General features: G+C 70.5%; 17 protein-coding genes. 7 read left to right on the top strand and 10 right to left on the bottom strand.

Annotated features, from left to right (window positions below; all coding sequences use genetic code 11):
* Positions 1-107: 107 nt before the first annotated feature.
* Entirely contained in the window at positions 108-1,505 is a 1,398-nt protein-coding gene (locus tag ACFYXH_RS01890; RefSeq protein WP_389559755.1) for a metallophosphoesterase, read from the bottom strand.
* A 12-nt stretch (positions 1,506-1,517) separates the two neighbouring features.
* Positions 1,518-1,778, bottom strand: a complete 261-nt coding sequence (locus tag ACFYXH_RS01885; RefSeq protein ID WP_327325600.1) for an SCO4848 family membrane protein — start codon at positions 1,776-1,778, stop codon at positions 1,518-1,520.
* Positions 1,779-1,899: 121 nt separating this feature from the next.
* On the opposite strand from ACFYXH_RS01885, the gene ACFYXH_RS01880 reads away from it, so the two are divergent.
* Entirely contained in the window at positions 1,900-3,108 is a 1,209-nt protein-coding gene (locus tag ACFYXH_RS01880; protein ID WP_389559753.1) for a D-alanyl-D-alanine carboxypeptidase family protein, read from the top strand.
* Here ACFYXH_RS01880 and ACFYXH_RS01875 read toward each other — a convergent pair.
* The 3 genes from ACFYXH_RS01875 to ACFYXH_RS01865 form a co-directional block, all read right to left on the bottom strand.
* On the bottom strand, positions 3,077-4,042 hold the full coding sequence (locus tag ACFYXH_RS01875) for a YihY/virulence factor BrkB family protein (protein ID WP_389559751.1): 966 nt from the start codon (positions 4,040-4,042) through the stop codon (positions 3,077-3,079). The two genes, ACFYXH_RS01880 and ACFYXH_RS01875, sit on opposite strands and share 32 nt — an antisense overlap.
* A gap of 167 nt (positions 4,043-4,209) precedes the next feature.
* Positions 4,210-5,151, bottom strand: coding sequence for a decaprenyl-phosphate phosphoribosyltransferase (locus tag ACFYXH_RS01870; RefSeq protein WP_389559749.1), 942 nt, complete (start codon positions 5,149-5,151; stop codon positions 4,210-4,212).
* Positions 5,144-5,761, bottom strand: coding sequence for a phosphatase PAP2 family protein (locus ACFYXH_RS01865; protein WP_389559747.1), 618 nt, complete (start codon positions 5,759-5,761; stop codon positions 5,144-5,146). The genes ACFYXH_RS01870 and ACFYXH_RS01865 overlap by 8 nt, the downstream gene beginning before the upstream one ends.
* 158 nt (positions 5,762-5,919) lie before the next feature.
* On the opposite strand from ACFYXH_RS01865, the gene ACFYXH_RS01860 reads away from it, so the two are divergent.
* Both ACFYXH_RS01860 and ACFYXH_RS01855 read left to right on the top strand, forming a co-directional pair.
* Positions 5,920-7,272: an FAD-binding protein gene (locus ACFYXH_RS01860; protein ID WP_389559745.1), complete on the top strand. Its 1,353-nt coding sequence runs from the start codon at positions 5,920-5,922 to the stop codon at positions 7,270-7,272.
* Positions 7,273-7,384: 112 nt separating this feature from the next.
* The gene (locus tag ACFYXH_RS01855; protein WP_389559743.1) at positions 7,385-8,140 is read left to right on the top strand and encodes a decaprenylphospho-beta-D-erythro-pentofuranosid-2-ulose 2-reductase; all 756 of its coding nucleotides are present in this window, start codon (positions 7,385-7,387) and stop codon (positions 8,138-8,140) included.
* A gap of 71 nt (positions 8,141-8,211) precedes the next feature.
* On the opposite strand, the gene ACFYXH_RS01850 is transcribed toward ACFYXH_RS01855, so the two are convergent.
* The gene (locus tag ACFYXH_RS01850) at positions 8,212-8,793 is read right to left on the bottom strand and encodes a 2'-5' RNA ligase family protein (protein ID WP_385303938.1); all 582 of its coding nucleotides are present in this window, start codon (positions 8,791-8,793) and stop codon (positions 8,212-8,214) included.
* 130 nt (positions 8,794-8,923) lie between these two features.
* Positions 8,924-9,946: a tryptophan--tRNA ligase gene (gene trpS, locus ACFYXH_RS01845; RefSeq protein ID WP_389559741.1), complete on the bottom strand. Its 1,023-nt coding sequence runs from the start codon at positions 9,944-9,946 to the stop codon at positions 8,924-8,926.
* Between the two features lie 37 nt (positions 9,947-9,983).
* On the opposite strand from trpS, the gene ACFYXH_RS01840 reads away from it, so the two are divergent.
* From ACFYXH_RS01840 to ACFYXH_RS01830, 3 genes are all read left to right on the top strand, one after another.
* A complete protein-coding gene (locus tag ACFYXH_RS01840) occupies positions 9,984-10,631 on the top strand; it encodes an RNA polymerase sigma factor (RefSeq protein ID WP_389559739.1) in 648 nt (215 codons plus the stop codon).
* Complete coding sequence (locus ACFYXH_RS01835) at positions 10,624-11,430, top strand: hypothetical protein (protein ID WP_389559737.1); 807 nt, start codon at positions 10,624-10,626, stop codon at positions 11,428-11,430. Before ACFYXH_RS01840 ends, ACFYXH_RS01835 begins: the two co-directional genes overlap by 8 nt.
* Before the next feature lie 104 nt (positions 11,431-11,534).
* The gene (locus tag ACFYXH_RS01830; RefSeq protein WP_389559735.1) at positions 11,535-12,266 is read left to right on the top strand and encodes a hypothetical protein; all 732 of its coding nucleotides are present in this window, start codon (positions 11,535-11,537) and stop codon (positions 12,264-12,266) included.
* Between the two features lie 129 nt (positions 12,267-12,395).
* Here ACFYXH_RS01830 and glyA read toward each other — a convergent pair whose 3' ends face one another.
* Positions 12,396-13,664 (bottom strand): serine hydroxymethyltransferase, encoded by a 1,269-nt coding sequence (gene glyA, locus ACFYXH_RS01825; protein ID WP_362678568.1) that lies wholly within the window; start codon positions 13,662-13,664, stop codon positions 12,396-12,398.
* Between the two features lie 317 nt (positions 13,665-13,981).
* On the opposite strand from glyA, the gene rocD reads away from it, so the two are divergent.
* Positions 13,982-15,187 (top strand): ornithine--oxo-acid transaminase, encoded by a 1,206-nt coding sequence (gene rocD / locus ACFYXH_RS01820; RefSeq protein ID WP_385303947.1) that lies wholly within the window; start codon positions 13,982-13,984, stop codon positions 15,185-15,187.
* 46 nt (positions 15,188-15,233) lie between these two features.
* On the opposite strand, the gene ACFYXH_RS01815 is transcribed toward rocD, so the two are convergent.
* Together ACFYXH_RS01815 and ACFYXH_RS01810 are read right to left on the bottom strand one after the other, a co-directional pair.
* Positions 15,234-16,415, bottom strand: a complete 1,182-nt coding sequence (locus ACFYXH_RS01815; protein ID WP_389559733.1) for a glutathionylspermidine synthase family protein — start codon at positions 16,413-16,415, stop codon at positions 15,234-15,236.
* An 18-nt stretch (positions 16,416-16,433) separates the two neighbouring features.
* On the bottom strand, positions 16,434-16,721 hold the full coding sequence (locus ACFYXH_RS01810; RefSeq protein WP_389559731.1) for a hypothetical protein: 288 nt from the start codon (positions 16,719-16,721) through the stop codon (positions 16,434-16,436).
* Positions 16,722-16,827 lie beyond the last annotated feature (106 nt).

The following is a 16,827-nucleotide window of genomic DNA, read 5'->3' as shown; positions in this document are numbered from 1 at the left end:
GAGCCGGAACGCCGGAAGGCCCGGCCGCCCCGCCGCCGTACGCCGGCCGTCAGATCCAGCTGAGCTCCCGCAGCCGCCGGACGCCGGTGCCGTCCGCTGAACCTGGGCTATGCCTGGCGGGAGGCGAGCTGTACGACGGTGATGTCGGAGGCGGCTCCGACCCGCACGGGCGGTCCCCAGGCACCCGCGCCGCGGGTCACGTACAGCTGGGTGTCGCCGTAGCGTTCGAGGCCTGCGACCGTCGGATTGGCCAGGGCCGCAAGATGGTTTCCCGGCCAGAGTTGACCGCCGTGCGTATGTCCGGACAGCTGCAGGTCCACGCCGTGTTCGACGGCGTCATGGATGACGACGGGCTGATGTGCGAGCAGCACGGAGGCGCGCGCCGGGTCCCGATCGCCGAGGGCCTTGGCGAAATCGGGGCCGTCGCCCTCGCTCTCGCCGGCGAGGTCGTTGACGCCGGCGAGGTCGAAGCCGCCGATCTCCACGCGCTCGTTCCGCAGCGGCCTGAGCCCCAACTCGCGGACATGGTCGACCCACTCCTCGGCACCCGAGAAGTACTCGTGGTTGCCGGTGACGAAGAAGGACCCGTGCCGTGACCGCAACTGCGCGAGCGGCTCGGCGGCGGGCCCGAGATCGGCGACGGTGCCGTCGACGAGATCGCCGACGACGGCGACGAGGTCGGGCGAGGTGGCATTGATGGTGTCGACGATCCGCCGGGTGTGGGCGCGGCCGAGGATCGGGCCGAGGTGGATATCGCTGACGACTGCGATCCGGAACCCGTGGGCGGCGCGCGGAAGTCTGACGAGCGGCACGGTGACGCGCTTCACCCGGGGCCCGCGCAGCACGCCGTAGGTCCCGTACCCAACGGTGCCAAGAGCAACGGCGGCGGCGCCTCCGCCGACAACCCGCGAAACAAACATCCGCCGCGAGGGGGCACTTCGCCCGGCGGGCGGGTCCGCGGAGACCGCCTCAGGCGCGGGGACCACCTCGGGCACGGGGGCCGCGAGGGTGCCGTTCGTGCCCGCGTCCGCCGTCGGCGTTGTCACGACGGCAGCACGCCCAGGCTCCACCTGCGCCGTCGCGCCGGCCGCGGCCGGAGTCGGCCCGGGTGTCCGGGGGGCCTGCTCCGCGGTTTCGGGAAGGGGCTGGGTGAGGGACTTCCCCCCGGCCATCGCAGCCGTCGCCCGGCGCTCCAGCGCCCGCCGCAGCAGAACCCGCACCCCCTCCCCCACCACCAGCGCCAGCGTCAGATACAGCAGCACTGCCAGCCACAAATACCCCGGCCACGCCACCACCCGCTGCAGCCAGAACGGCGCCCCCGCCCGCCCCGACACCAGCGCTCCCACAGAAAGCAGCGGCAGCACCCACGCCGACACCGTGCCCGCCCGGCGCGCCGCCCCGCCCCGCGCCGTCGTGTCACGGACCAGCCGCCGCCACACGTACCAGTGCACCCCGGCGAGCACGGCCACGATCACGACCACCACAAGCAGGACGACCACCAGCACGGAAGCGCTCCCCTATTCCTTTTCCTTCTGCGCGCCCTCACGACGCAATGCGCGTACGCCACGCAACCCGATCACGCCGACGACCGTCCCCAGGAGAAAGGACGTAATGGCGAGCAGCAGATGCACCCAGAAGTAGGTGGTCGGGTCACCCGCGTCGTCGAAGGCGAGTCCGCTGCCGTCCTTCCACAGGTTCTTGACGAAAGTGATCCAGATGAACCAGCTCCACACCCCGAATGCGAGCAGGAACCAGGAGACCGGGCGGCTGAGCTTCATGGACTCAGTATCGCGGCCGTCCTCCGACCGGGTTCCTCGGGGTGGGCTGTCCCGGCGTCACTCCCGGCGGGTCATCGGGATGATGAACATATTTTCCTCAACGCCATGTACGTTCTCGACCGTGTCTGCTCTGAAAAAGACCGCGCTGACGGTCACCGCCGCCGCGTTGCTCCCCGTTCTCACCATCGCGCCCGCGTCCGCGGACACCGAGCACCGCACGGCAGACAAGAAACAGCCGAACCCCCCGGCCTCCATGTCCTCCGTCGGGGGCGCCCAACTCGGCAAGCCCGGCACCCAGGTCAGCCTCGGCCCCGGCGCGCCCGTCCTGCCCAAGGATGTGAGCGGCCGATCCTGGATCGTCGCGGACGCGGAGAGCGGCGACGTGCTGGCCTCGCACAACGCCCACTGGCGGCTGCCTCCGGCGTCCACTCTCAAGATGCTGTTCGCGGACACCGTGCTGCCCCGGCTGCCGAGGACCGAGATCCACACGGTGACCAACGCCGAGCTGGCGGACGTCGGCGAGGGCAGCAGCCTGGTCGGGGTCAAGGAGAACCTCACCTACTCCGTCCACGATCTGTGGCTCGGTGTCTTCCTCCGCTCCGGCAACGACGCTGTGCACGTGCTCTCATCGATGAACGGCGGCGTGCCCAAGACCGTCATGGACATGCAGGAGCACGCCGAGGAACTGCAGGCGCTCGACACCCATGTCGTGTCGCCCGACGGCTACGACGCCGACGGCCAGGTCTCCTCCGCGTACGACCTCACACTCATCGCCCGTAGCGGCATGCAGAAGAAGGACTTCCGCGAGTACTGCTCCACCGCGCACGCCGAATTCCCGGGCGCGCAGGCCGAGGGCAAGAAGCGCGAGACGTTCGAGATCCAGAACACCAACCGCCTGCTTACCGGCGACTCCGGCATCTCTCCGTACAAGGGCATCGCGGGCGTCAAGAACGGCAACACCTCGCATGCGGGCGCGACCTTCACCGGTGTCGCCGAGCGCAACGGCAGGGTGCTGCTCGTCACCGTCATGAACCCGGACTCGGAGGAGAGCCAGGCCGTTTACAAGGAAGCGGGCCGGCTGCTCGACTGGGGCTTCGCCGCGGCCGGGAAGGTCAAGCCGGTCGGCGAGCTGGTCCCGCCGAAGTCCGCGGTCACCCCGTCCGCCAACGACGCGAATACGGCCAACAACGGCGCTCCCGCGAAGTCGCACGCCGCCGGGAAGGGCGCCGGCGGCATCGGCACCGCGATCGCCATCACGGGCGGCGTGCTGGTGGTGGTGGCGGCCGGAGTGTTCCTGGTCAACCGCCGCTGGCCGCTGCGCCGCCGCTAGTCCCGCCGGCGGCCTCGGTCGTACCGCTCCGCTCACCCGGCCCACCCTGCTCACTCGGCCCGCTCTGCTCTTTCGGCCCGTTCTGCTCACTCCGCGTCGCTGTCCAGGCGGCGCAGAACAGCATCAGCTTCGCGGTGAAGTTGATCCACAGCAGCAGGGCGACCGGAACGCCGAAGGCCCCGTACATGCTCTTCGACGCGACGCCCTTCATATAGCTGCCGAGCAGCAGCTTGAGGAGTTCGAAGCCGACCGCGCCGATCAATGCCGCTACGACCAGACGGCGGCGCGGCGGCTCCACCCCCGGCAGCAGCGTCAGCATGTACAGCAGAATCAGGAAGTCGGCGACGACGCCGACCACGAGTGCCGCGATCTGCAGCAGTACGCCGCTGGCTCCGCCCTCGTCGATACCGAGCCGGTCGGCGCTCCAGCCGACGGCGGTGGAGCCGAGCGCGGAGGCGGCGAACGAGGCGAGCGCGGTCGCGCCGAGCCCGAGCAGCACACCCGCGTCCTTCAGCCTGCGAAGGACGGGGTTGCCCTCCTCCTCGTCGTCCAGCTCCCAGACGGCGCGCAGACATTCCCGCAGCGAGCCGATCCAGCCGATGCCGGTGATGAGCAGCAGCGCGCCCGCGACCAGCCCGACCGTGCCCGCGTTGGTGACCAGGGAGTTGAGGTCGAGCTGGTCCGAGATACCGGGCACCTGCTCGCTGAGCTTGTTCTCCATCTTGGCCAGCTGCTCCTTGCCGAGCAGCGCGGCGCCGATCGCCGCGGCGACGGTGATCAGCGGGAAGAGCGCGAGAAAGCTGATGAAGGTGATCGCGGCGGCGAGTCGCGTCCAGTGCACCCGGTCGAGCGTCTCGTACGAACGCCAGGCGTGAGTGCGCATCAGCCTGGCCACGAGCGGGCCGATGACGGGGAGCTTGGTCAGCCAGTCCATGTCGTACGCGTACCCTCCACACCGAATACCAGCGTCCGGGTTCCCCAGAATCGCAGGCAGGAGGCGAGTGCCATGCCGACGCGACGGTGCGTCCCGCGAGGAAGGAGCGGGCCTTCGCGGTGGGCGGGGCCCGGCCGAAGGGGCCGCGCAGCCGGACGAATGGCCGCTCACAGGTCGGCGACCGCCAGTCCGTACATCGCCGCCCACGCCAGCCCGATGACGGCGAGCGCCGGATCGCGCAGCACGACGTCCTCAGGCGCGCCGGCCGTACCCCGGTCCGCGAAGACCGCGTACCGCAGCACCGCCAGGATGAACGCGATCATCGACAGCTGCCGCCAGGGCAGCAGCGCCCGGCCGGCCACGCCGCCGCTCTCCATCGCCCACAAGCAGTAGGCGAGCACGGCGACACCGGCCGCGAGCTGCCAGACGAAGCGCAGATATCCGGTCGTGTACTCGTTCAGCAGCGCCCGGGTCACGCCCTTGCCGCCCTCCATCTGCACCGCTTCCGAGTACCGCTTGGCCGCCACGATGAAGAGCGCGCCGAAGCCGGTGGTGATCAGGAACCACCGGGACAGGGGGATGCCGAGCGCGACCCCGCCGATCATCGCGCGCATCAGGAACCCGGTGGTGACGACGACCAGGTCGACGACGAGTACATGCTTGAGCCAGACGCAGTACGCGAGTTGCATCGACAGATACGCGGTGATCAGCGCGCCGGTCATGACATTGCACAGGGTGACGGCGCCGGCGATCGCGGCGCCGGCGAGGAGTGCGCCGACGGTGTAGGCAAGGGCCGCCGGGACGTCCCCGGCGGCGACGGGCCGCCGGCATTTGACGGGGTGCGCGCGGTCGGCCTCGGCGTCCCGGGCGTCGTTGATCAGGTAGACGGCTGCCGCGGCCGCCGTGAAGACGGCGAAGACGATGGCCATTTGGACGGCGGTGTGCCGCGAGACCAGCTCCCCGGCGGCGGCGGGCGCGGCCATGACGAGCACGTTCTTGACCCACTGGCGCGGCCGGGCAGTCCTGATCAGGCCGGCGGGCAGGCTTACGGCCCGAGGTGGCGTGGGCCGCTCCTGCCGGTCCAGCAGCGCAGTGCCGGGCTCAGTCATCGCGCCCTCCTCCCGCCGCTCCTGCGGCCACTGCGGTGAGTTCCGCCGCTCCTGCGGCAGCCACTGCGGTGAGTTCCGCCGCTCTCGCGAGGGGGCGCATCATCCAGGCCGCGCCCAGTCTCGCGGTGAGTCCGCCGAGCACGGCGCCCGCGGCGATGTCCGTCGGATAGTGGACGCCGGCGACCAGCCGGGACACGCACATCGCGGCAGCCAGTGGCGGCGCCAGCCGACGGCCGGCGGGTCGCACCGCACCGAAGGCGACGGCGGCCGCGGCGGCCGATGTGGCGTGCGAGCTGGGAAAGGAGAGAGATCCCATGGTGCGCACGAGGGGCTCGCGAGCCGGGAGTTCGGGTCGGGGGCGGCGTACCAGGCGCTTGAGGCTCATGCTCGCCAGATGGGCCGCGCCCACCAGGGTCGTGGCGCGCAGCCATACCCCGCGCCGCTCCCGGTCGGCCGCCGCGCCCGCGAGCCCGGCGACGAGCCAGAGCGCGCCGTGCTCGCCGGTGAAGGAGAGCGCGCGGGCGACCGCGGCCACGCGCGGCTCGCTGCCGCAGTCGCGCATCGCCGCCAGCAGCCGCCGGTCGACGGCCGCACAGTCGACGTATCCCATATGCCTTCGCCACCCCTTCTCATGAGCCAGGGGCGACTCTTCTCGGCGAACGGCCCACTTTCACGCCCATCTTGTATGACACTCGTTTAATCACCCATTTCGGCGAGTCCAGTGACGTACAGAGCAAATAGTTAATAAGCGGCTATACGGTCAAGGGCATGCTCAGTGCCGAGTTCGTGTCCGTCACCGGTTGGGGTCGGACCGCCCCGACGACCTCCCGTCTGCTGCGACCCCGTACGCCCGCGGAGGCCGCGGCAGCGGTACGGATGTGCGGGGCGCGCGGCGGCATCGCCCGCGGGCTCGGTCGGGCGTACGGCGACGCGGCGCAGAACGCGGGCGGATCCGTACTCGACATGACCGCGCTGGACCGGATCCGTACCGTCGACGCGGAGGCGGGCCTCGTCGTGTGCGACGCGGGCGTGAGCCTGCACCGGCTGATGGAGGTGCTCCTGCCGCTCGGCTGGTTCGTGCCGGTGACGCCGGGGACCCGCTATGTCACGGTGGGCGGCGCGATCGGCGCCGACATCCATGGCAAGAACCACCATGTCTCAGGATCCTTCTCCCGCCATGTGCGGTCGCTGGAACTGCTCACCGCCGACGGCGAGATCCAAGATGTCGTCCCCGGCACCGACCTCTTCAACGCGACAGCGGGCGGCATGGGACTGACCGGGGTGATCCTCTCGGCGACCGTCCAGCTCCACCCGGTCGAGACCTCGCTGATGTCCGTCGACACCGAACGGACCACGGACCTCGACGATCTGATGGCCAGGCTCACCGCCACCGATCAACGCCACCGGTACTCGGTCGCCTGGATCGACCTCCTCGCGCGCGGCCGTGCGCTGGGACGCTCGGTCCTCACCTACGGGGAGCACGCACCGCTGGACGCGCTTCCTCCGCGCGCCCGGCGCACGCCCCTCACCTTCCGCCCGGGACAGCTGCCGGCCGCCCCCGGCTTCGTACCGGGCGGCCTGCTGGGACGAACCACCGTCGGGCTCTTCAACGCGCTCTGGTACCGCAAGGCGCCGCGGCAGCGGACCGGCGAGCTGCAGAAGATCTCGACCTTCTTCCATCCCCTGGACGGCGTCCCGCACTGGAACCGGATCTACGGGCGCGGCGGCTTCGTCCAGTACCAGTTCGTGGTCGGCCACGGGCAGGAGGAGGCGCTGCGCCGGATCGTGCGGCGCATCTCGCGGCGCGGCTGCCCCTCGTTCCTGGCGGTGCTGAAGCGGTTCGGCGAGGGCGACCCGGGGTGGCTGTCCTTCCCGATGGCCGGTTGGACGCTCGCTCTGGACATCCCGGCCCGGCTGCCGGGCCTCGGCGCGTTCCTGGACGAGCTGGACGAGGAGGTCGCGTCGGCGGGCGGCCGGGTCTACCTCGCGAAGGACTCCCGGCTGCGCCCGGAACTGCTCGCCGAGATGTACCCGCGACTGCCCGAATTCCGCGCGCTGCGGGCCGAAGCGGACCCGAGCGGCGTCTTCGTCTCGGACCTGTCGAGGCGCCTGGCCCTGTGACCCCAGGCTGCGGCAGCCTTCCGGCCCGTCCGGCGTCCAAGGCCCCGCATCCGCCTGCCCGCCCCCTGTCCCCTGCCCTGCCCTCTCCCTCCGACCTTGAGGAACCCCTGTCATGAAGGACGCCTTCGGCACTCCGCAGTCCCTGCTCGTCCTCGGCGGTACGTCGGAGATCGGCCTGGCCACCGCCCGCAGGCTCATCGCCCGCCGCACCCGTACGGTCTGGCTGGCAGGCCGCCCCTCGCCCGCCCTGGAGACCGCCGCGGCCGAGCTGCGCACGCTCGGCGCGGACGTGCACACCGTCGCCTTCGACGCCCTCGACCCCGCCGCGCACGAGCCTGCGCTGGGCAAGGTCTTCACGGAGGGCGACATCGACATGGTGCTGCTCGCCTTCGGCGTCCTCGGCGACCAGGCGAACGACGAGGCCGAGCCCCTGGCGGCGGTGCGGGTCGCGCAGACCAATTTCACGGGGGCGGTCTCGGCCTCCCTGGTGTGCGCGGGCGCGCTGCAGGCCCAGGGGCACGGCTCGATCGTGGTGCTGTCGTCGGTCGCGGGCGAGCGGGCCCGCCGCGCCAACTTCATCTACGGCTCCAGCAAGGCCGGCCTGGACGCGTTCGCACAGGGTCTGGGTGACGCGCTGCACGGGACGGGGGTGCATGTGATGGTCGTACGCCCCGGATTCGTACGCACGAAGATGACGGCGGGGCTGGCCGAGGCACCTCTCGCCACCACGCCGGACGCAGTCGCCGCGGCCATCGAACAGGGGCTGCGGCGCAGGTCGGAGATGGTGTGGGTGCCGGGGGCGCTGCGTATGGTGATGTCGGCGCTGCGGCATGTACCGAGGCCGGTCTTCCGCCGACTGCCCGTCTGACGGCCTCGCGGGTCACCGGGTCACCGGGTCACGGGCCACGGTGGGCCGGACGGCCGGGCCGGACGCTCGGGTCAGATGGTGGTGGCGGGCTCGTCGATCGGGGCGCCCTGAGCCGGAACGGCCGCGACCCCGCCACCGAAGGCGTACGAGTTGAGCTTGCGCCACACGCCGTCCGCGCCCTGCTCGTACAGGGCGAAGGAGGCGCAGGTCCACGCCGCCTCGTAGTCCGAGAGCTCTTCGTAGGCCCGGTCCATCGCCTCATCGGCGATGCCGTGCGCCACGGTCACATGCGGGTGGTACGAGAACTGCAGCTCGCGCACGAGCGGCCCGGACGCGTCCCGCACCCGCTTCTGCAGCCAGGTGCAGGCTGCCGCGCCCTCGGCGACCTGGACGAAGACGACGGGCGAGAGCGGACGGAACGTCCCGGTGCCGGAGAGCCGCATCGGGAACGGCCGACCGGAGCGTGCGACCTCGGCGAGATGCGCCTCGATCGCGGGCAGGGCGTCGGCCTCGACCTCGGTGGGCGGGAGGAGCGTGACGTGCGTGGGAATACCGTGCGCGGCGGGATCCCCGAAGCCCGCGCGCCGCTCCTGGAGCAGGCTGCCGTAAGGCTCCGGGACCGCGATCGAAACGCCGAGCGTTACGGTCCCCACGTCGTTCTCCTCAGTCGTCGGTAGCTAGGTGGTGTGCAGCCGCCAGTGTGGCGGCTGCACCGTAGGTGTGGCCAGAGTCCTTGGACACAGTGCTGATTCAGTGATGACTCAGTACGGAATCAGTGTCCGCTCAATGTTTGGCGGGAAGGAAGCCCACCTTGTCGTATGCGGCGGCCAGGGTCTCGGCGGCGACCGCGCGGGCCTTCTCCGCACCCTTGGCCAGGATGGAGTCAAGCGTCTCGGGGTCGTCCAGATATTCCTGCGTACGGCTCCGGAACGGTGTGACGAAGTCCACCATGATCTCGGCAAGATCGGTCTTGAGCGCACCGTACATCTTGCCCTCGTACTCCGCCTCGAGCTCGACGACGGTCTTGCCGGTGAGGGTGGAGTGGATGGTGAGGAGGTTGGAGACACCCGGCTTGTTCACGGGGTCGAACCGGATGACGGTGTCGGTGTCGGTGACCGCGCTCTTGACCTTCTTGGCGGTCACCTTGGGCTCGTCGAGCAGGTTGATCAGGCCCTTGGGCGTGGAGGCCGACTTGCTCATCTTGATCGACGGGTCCTGGAGGTCGTAGATCTTCGCGACCTCCTTGACGATGTGCGGCGCCGGGACGGTGAACGTGTCGCCGAAGCGGGTGTTGAAACGCTCGGCGAGGTCACGGGTGAGCTCGATGTGCTGGCGCTGGTCCTCGCCGACCGGCACGGCGTTGGCCTGGTAGAGCAGGATGTCCGCGACCTGCAGGATCGGATACGTGAAGAGGCCGACGGTGGCGCGGTCGGCGCCCTGCTTGGCGGACTTGTCCTTGAACTGCGTCATCCGGGAGGCCTCGCCGAAGCCGGTGAGGCAGTTCATGATCCAGCCGAGCTGGGCGTGCTCGGGGACATGGCTCTGGATGAAGAGGGTGCAGCGCTCGGGGTCGAGACCGGCGGCGAGCAGCTGGGCGGCGGCGAGCCGGGTGTTGGCACGCAGCTCGGCGGGGTCCTGCGGCATGGTGATCGCGTGCAGGTCCACGACCATGTAGAACGCGTCGTGGGTCTCTTGCAGCGCCACGTACTGGCGGATCGCACCGAGGTAGTTCCCGAGGTGGAACGAGCCTGCGGTGGGCTGGATACCGGAGAGCGCGCGGGGTCGATCAGAGGCCATGCTCATCATTCTCTCAGGTGTGGAACCGATCCCCGGCCGCCGGTGTATGAAAGCTGTGAGCAAGCGCGAGGGGACGCTGGAGGGGGGCCGCGCCGTCGAAGAGGGGGGCGGCATCGTCGTTGACGAGGCCGCGGTGATCGCACGGGTGCGCGCCGGAGAGCCGGAGGCGTACGCGGAGCTGGTGCGCGCCCATACGAATGTCGCGCTGAGGGCGGCTGTGGTCTTCGGGGCGGGTGCAGACGCGGAGGATGTGGTGCAGAGCGCCTTCCTCAAGGCGTACCAGTCGCTGGGACGGTTCCGGGACGGCGCGGCCTTCCGTCCGTGGCTGCTGCGGATCGTGGTCAATGAGACGAGAAACACAGTGCGCTCCGCCGTGCGGCTGCGGGCGCTCGCCGGCCGGGAGGCGCTGCTGCTCGGCTCAGAGCCGCTGATACCGGAATCCGCGGACCCGGCGGTGGCAGCCGTGGCGCAGGAGCGGAGCGCGCTGCTGCGGGCGGCGCTGGACAGGCTGAGTGAGCAGCAACGGCAGGTCGTCACCTACCGCTATCTGCTGGAGATGGACGAGGCGGAGACTGCCGAGGCGCTGGGCTGGCCGCGGGGCACGGTGAAGTCGAGGCTGAACCGCGCGCTGCGCAAGCTGGAGCGGCTTCTTCCGGGGCTTCTGCCGGCGAAGGGAGGTGAGGAGCATGAGTGACGAGGATCGTCCTGGCGAGGAGCGCGAGGCCTTGCGTGAGGAGCTGCGAGGGCTGGGGCGCGGGATCAGGATCCCGGATGTCGACGGCGAGACGATGGCGGAGCGGGTGCTGGCGCAGCTCCTCGCCGAGGCGGTGCCCGTGCCTGCCGTGCCCGCCGTGCCCGGGCGGGCCGAGCGGTTCAGGCGCTGGACGCGCAGGCGGTCTCGGGCGCTGACGGTCACCCTCTCCGGGGTCGTGGTGGTGCTGGTGCTCACGCCTCCGGTGCGGGCGACGGTGGCGGACTGGTTCGGCTTCGGCGGGGTGGAAGTGCGGTACGACCCGTCGACACCGCCACGGGCCGAGGGGCAGGTGCCGTGGTGCCACGCCCCGGTGCCCCCGGCGGAGGCGGAGCGGCGCGCGGGCTTCCGGGCGCGGGTGCCGGGCGGGCTCGGCGAGCCGGACGCGGTCTCGGTGGCCACGGGGCCCGGGGGCCGGTCGGTCGTGAGTCTGTGCTGGAGCCAGGGGGGTCGGACGATACGGCTGGACGAGTTCCCGGCGAAGCTGGACCTCGGCTTCATCAAGGAGGCACGGCTCATGCCTGAGTGGGTGACGCTGAGCGGCGGGAGTGGCCTGTGGTTCGCCGAGCCGCATCTGCTGCGGTTCCGGCTGACCGGCGCCCAGGGTGACGGGTGGATGGAGGCCGAGCGCACGGCGGGTCCCACGCTGCTGTGGATGGCGGCGGACGAGCGGACGACGCTGCGCCTGGAAGGCGTGGCATCGCTGCCGCGCGCCAGGGAGATCGCGGAGTCCACGCCCTGAAGACTGATCGTCCCGGAACGGGAACCTGGCGGGGGCGAGCGGTGTACAAGAGGTGACGCGGACGCGGTGCGGACGGTCCGAACCGGGCGTCGGCTGGGGGAAGTATGCGACTGCTACGACGACTTGCCGCATTGGCGACGGTGCTCGCACTGACCTGGATCTTCGCCCCGAGTGCGGTGGCGGGCGGGCCGACGAGCGTACTGATCACCTCTCCGGAGAGCGGTGAGACGGCCTCGCTCTACTACTCCGACAAGGAGTACACGGCCCTGTTGGACCTGCTGGGGGCGGAGAAGGTGAAGGGTCGGAAGGAGCGGCCGCCGTCGCTGGACATGGCGGTGGGGACGCGGCAGGTCAATGTGACCTGGATGGTCCACGATGTGGCGCCGTGGCGCGTGGACCGGGTGTATCCGGGCGAGCGAACGGGCCTCGTCTGGATACACACCGCGACGGAGCCGACGCTGCAGCAGGGCTACTGGCACCAGGCGCGGAATCCGGCGGAGCTCACCCGCCTCTTCAAGAAGCTGGGCCTGATGGGTAAGAAGTCCGGCGGGAGCGGAGTCGCGATGTTCCCGCCCGCGTGGGGAGAGGAACAGGGGCAGGACCGGGGCGGGAGCTCCGAAGCCGCCGCTCCCCCGCAGGAGGAGCGGCGGCAGCCCGCGGCGGCGGCCGCCGGTGACGGCACCACGGATTGGTGGTGGGCGATATCGGGGCTCGCGGCCGGGGCGGTGCTGGCACTGGTGCTGAGGCCGGTGGCCTCACGGCTGCCGCGCCCGCCATTCGGGCGGGGCGGCGGCGCGCCGGAGACCGGCCCCCGTCAGGAGCTGCTCGACAGCTAGGCGCCCTGTCCGGGCGAGCACGCCGGACAGGATTGCTTGCGAGCCTGTCCGCGATTGAGGACGAACCGACGGCCGGCCGGACCTGGCCGACCATCACGGTCACAGGTCACAGGTCACCGGGTGACCGCGCTAGGCGGACAGTCCGGGCGCCGGGAACGCGGCCATCAGCTCGGCGACCTCGGACCGGATGTCGCCCAGCGCGTCCTCGTCGCCCGTGCCGGCCGCGGTGACACCACGGTCGATCCAGTCGGCGACGGCGGCCATGTGCTGCGTACCGAGGCCGCGGGAGGTGAGGGAGGGGGTGCCGATGCGTACGCCGGAGGGGTCGAAGGGCTTCCTCGGGTCGTACGGGACGGTGTTGTAGTTGACGACGATCCCGGCCCGGTCGAGGGCCTTCGCCGCCACCTTGCCGGGCACGTCCTTGGGGGTGAGGTCCATCAGGATCAGGTGGTTGTCGGTGCCGCCGGAGACCAGGTCGAAGCCGCGGGCGAGCAGCTCCTCGGCAAGCGCCTTGGCGTTGGCGACGACCGACTGCGCGTAGGTACGGAAGGAGGGCTGGGCCGCCTCGTGCAGGGCGACCGCGATGGCCGCGGTGGTCTGGTTGTGCGGGCCGCCCTGGAGTCCGGGGAAGACCGCCTTGTCGATCGCCTTGGCGTGCTCCTCGCGGGACATCAGCATCGCGCCGCGGGGCCCTCGCAGGGTCTTGTGGGTGGTTGTGGAGATCACGTCGGCGTGCGGCACGGGGGAGGGATGGGCGCCGCCCGCGATCAGGCCCGCGATATGCGCGACATCGGCGACCAGGACGGCACCGGACTCGCGGGCGATCTCCGCGAAGGCGGCGAAGTCAATGGTGCGGGGCAGCGCGGTGCCACCGCAGAAGATGAGCTTCGGGCGCTCCTTGAGGGCGAGTTCGCGCACCTCGTCGAAGTCGATGAGGCCCGTGTCATGGCGTACGCCGTACTGGACGCCGCGGAACCATGTGCCGGTGGCGGAGACGCCCCAGCCGTGGGTGAGATGGCCGCCCATCGGCAGAGCCATGCCCATCACGGTGTCGCCGGGCTCGGCGAAGGCGAGATAGACGGCGAGGTTGGCAGGAGAGCCGGAGTAGGGCTGGACATTGGCGTGCTCAACGCCGAAGAGGGCCTTGGCGCGGGCGATGGCGAGCCGCTCGACCTGGTCGATGTTCTGCTGGCCCTCGTAGTAGCGGCGGCCGGGGTAGCCCTCGCTGTACTTGTTCTGCAGGACCGTGCCGGAGGCTTCCAGTACGGCCCGGGAGACATAGTTCTCGCTGGGGATCAGCCGGAGCGTCTCTGCCTGGAGCTGTTCCTCGGCGGCGACGAGGCCCGCCAGTTCCGGGTCGGTGGCGGAGAGTGCGGGGTGCGGCAGGGGAAGCGTCATGGTGTCCTCCGGGGCGATCCGTTGCTCGGTCGTGGTCCCGGGGTGCGGCTCGTGGGTCCCCTCGGCCTGAGGCGAGGGGCGGGCAGCACCCGGATGGGATGTGTCCCGGAGTACCCAGGCGGGCGGCACCTCGTGTGATCTTCCGCGCGCGGTTCCCTCGAGGTCACTTCCCCGTACGCCAGTCGCCGTGCGTAATACCCAGCCTAGCGGCCACGCCCCACCGCAAGGTTTCTTAGTCCACCATGCGAGCGACGATAGAAACAGGGGCACCACCCCGCCCCACACCGGACGGCTTGTCTCTACTGAACGGAGATCCCGTGTCCACAACGGAGAGTGCCATTGCCTCGGCGGAGGCTCACAGCGCGCACAACTACCACCCTCTGCCCGTCGTCGTCGCCACGGCGGAGGGCGCCTGGATGACCGATGTCGAGGGGCGCCGCTACCTCGACATGCTCGCCGGGTACTCGGCGCTCAACTTCGGTCACGGAAACCGTCGTCTCATCGACGCCGCCAAGGCACAGCTGGAGAGAGTCACGCTCACCTCCCGTGCCTTCCATCACGACCGGTTCGCCGACTTCTGTACACAGCTCGCCGAGTTGTGCGGCATGGAGATGGTGCTGCCGATGAACACCGGGGCGGAGGCGGTGGAGACCGCCGTGAAGACCGCCCGGAAATGGGGCTACCGGGTCAAGGGCGTCCCGGACAACATGGCGAAGATCGTCGTCGCGGCCAACAACTTCCACGGCCGTACGACGACGGTGATCAGCTTCTCGACGGATCCGGAGGCACGGGCGGACTTCGGTCCCTACACCCCGGGCTTCGAGATCGTTCCGTACGGGGATCTCACCGCGATGAGCGCGGCGCTGACCGAGAACACCGTGGCCGTGCTGCTGGAGCCGATCCAGGGCGAGGCCGGGGTGCTGGTGCCGCCGGCCGGGTACCTCTCGAGGGTGCGGGAGCTGACCCGCGAGCGGAACATCCTCTTCATCGCGGACGAGATCCAGTCGGGCCTCGGGCGAACCGGCCGGACCTTCGCCTGCGAGCACGAGAACGTCGTGCCGGACATGTATGTGCTGGGCAAGGCGCTGGGCGGCGGCGTCGTTCCGGTGTCGGCGGTCGTCTCCTCCGCCGAGGTGCTCGGCGTCTACCGACCCGGGGAGCACGGCTCGACCTTCGGCGGCAATCCGCTGGCCTGCGCGGTGGCTCTGGAGGTGATCGCGATGCTGCGCACCGGCGAGTTCCAGCAGCGCGCCACCGAGCTGGGCGACCATCTCCACCACGAGCTGGGCCTGTTGACGGGCGGCGGCGCGGTGGAGGCGGTGCGCGGCCGCGGGCTGTGGGCGGGTGTCGACATCGTGCCGAGCCACGGCACCGGCCGGGAGATCTCCGAGAAGATGATGGACCGCGGGGTCCTGGTCAAGGACACCCACGGCTCGACGATCCGGATCGCCCCGCCGCTGGTGATCAGCAAGGAGGACCTGGACTGGGGCCTGGACCAGCTCAGAGCCGTACTGGAGGGCTGAGCGGCCCGTTCGGACCGTTCGGACCGTTCGGACCGTTCGGACCGGGCTAGAGGATGACGTGGGGCAGGAAGCGGGCGTACTCGTCCGTGACCAGCCCCGCCGATTCCCGGATGCCGAGCCCCGCCGCCTCGTCCTCGACGACCCATGCGCCGAGCACCACGCGGTTGCCGTCGAAATCGGGCAGCGGGGCCAACTCCTGGTAGCAGCACGGCTCATCGCGCAGTAGGGGCTCGGCACCCGGCTCGTGGATGGTGACTCCGGCGCCCTCGCGGCCGAGCAGCGGCTTGGCCACGTAACCGCGCTCCGCGGCGAGTTCACGTGGCCCGTCGAGATAGGCGGGAAGCAGATTCGGGTGGCCCGGATTGAACTCCCAGAGGATCGCCAGCAGCGCCTTGTTGGAGAGCAGCATCTTCCACGCGGGCTCGATCCAGCAGGTGGTGCCGGTGCCGCCGCCGTTGTCCAGGGTGTCGAGGACGTACGGCCCGAAGCGGTCGGTGGCCAGCCACTCCCACGGATAGAGCTTGAAGCAGCTGCGGATGAAGCGCAGCCGGTCGTCCACGAAGCGACCGGACAGCCGGTCCCAGCCAATCCGTTCGACGGACAGTGCCTCGGTGACGAGGCCGGCCTGCTCGGCGGTCTCGCGCAGATACGCGACCGTCATCAGGTCCTCGCCCAGCTCGTCGCCGTCGGAGTGGACGAAGTGCAGCGGCCCGGGCGGAAGCAGCGGCACCTGGCGCTTCCAGGCGTCGACGAGGCGTTCATGGAGGGAGTTCCACTGGTCGGCGCCGGGGAAGCGGTCCTCCATCCAGAACCACTGCGGGCTGGCGGCCTCGACCAGGGAGGTGGGGGTGTCGGCGTTGTACTCCAGCATCTTGGCCGGGCCGGTGCCGTCGTAGCGCAGATCGAACCGGCCGTAGACGGAGGGAAGTTCATCCCGCCTCCGCCAGGACTCGGCTATCAGCGAGGCGAGTCTCGGGTCGGTGATGCCGAGATCGGCGAAGCGGTCGTGCTGGACGATGTGCGCGGCCGCGGCCAGGCACATGGCGTGCAGTTCCTCGACGACCTCTTCCAGCGCCTCGACCTCGGGCAGCGAGAATTCGTAGTACGCGCTCTCGTCCCAGTACGGGCGCAGCGAGCCGTCCGGGTAGCGGGTGAGCGGGTAGATGAGGCCCTGTTCCTCGACGATCTGCTGCCAGCCGGGGCGGGGCTCGATGGTGTGACGCTTCATGCTCTGTATGCCCCGTACTCAGCCGCCGCCGGAGCTGGAGCCGCCGAAGCCGCCGCTGTCGACGGCAGTCCTGTCGAAGCTGCCACCCTCGGCCCGGCCACCGCTCACCCTGCCGCCGTAGTAGTACCTGCCGGAGCTGCTGGATCCGTCACTGTCGCCGTCGCACTTGTAGTCCGGCAGCACTTCGTAGGTCACCGGATCGACACACCGCTCGTCCGGCTCCGAGCTGCACGCCGTCAGCGTCGCCGCGAGCACCCCCATGCCGCCGAGCACCACCGTGCTCGACCTCAGCCTGCGTCGTGCCATCAGCCGGTCGCCCCCGTTCGAATCAAGCCAGTAGATCGCCGGACAGACTAGAGGGCCGCCCCGCGCGGCTGTCAGCCCGGTCCACCAGCCCTCCTCACCTGTGGTT

The organism is Streptomyces sp. NPDC002730 (assembly GCF_042888805.1).
Classification (GTDB): Bacteria; Actinomycetota; Actinomycetes; order Streptomycetales; family Streptomycetaceae; genus Streptomyces.
This window is presented reverse-complemented; position numbering and strand designations above follow the sequence as displayed.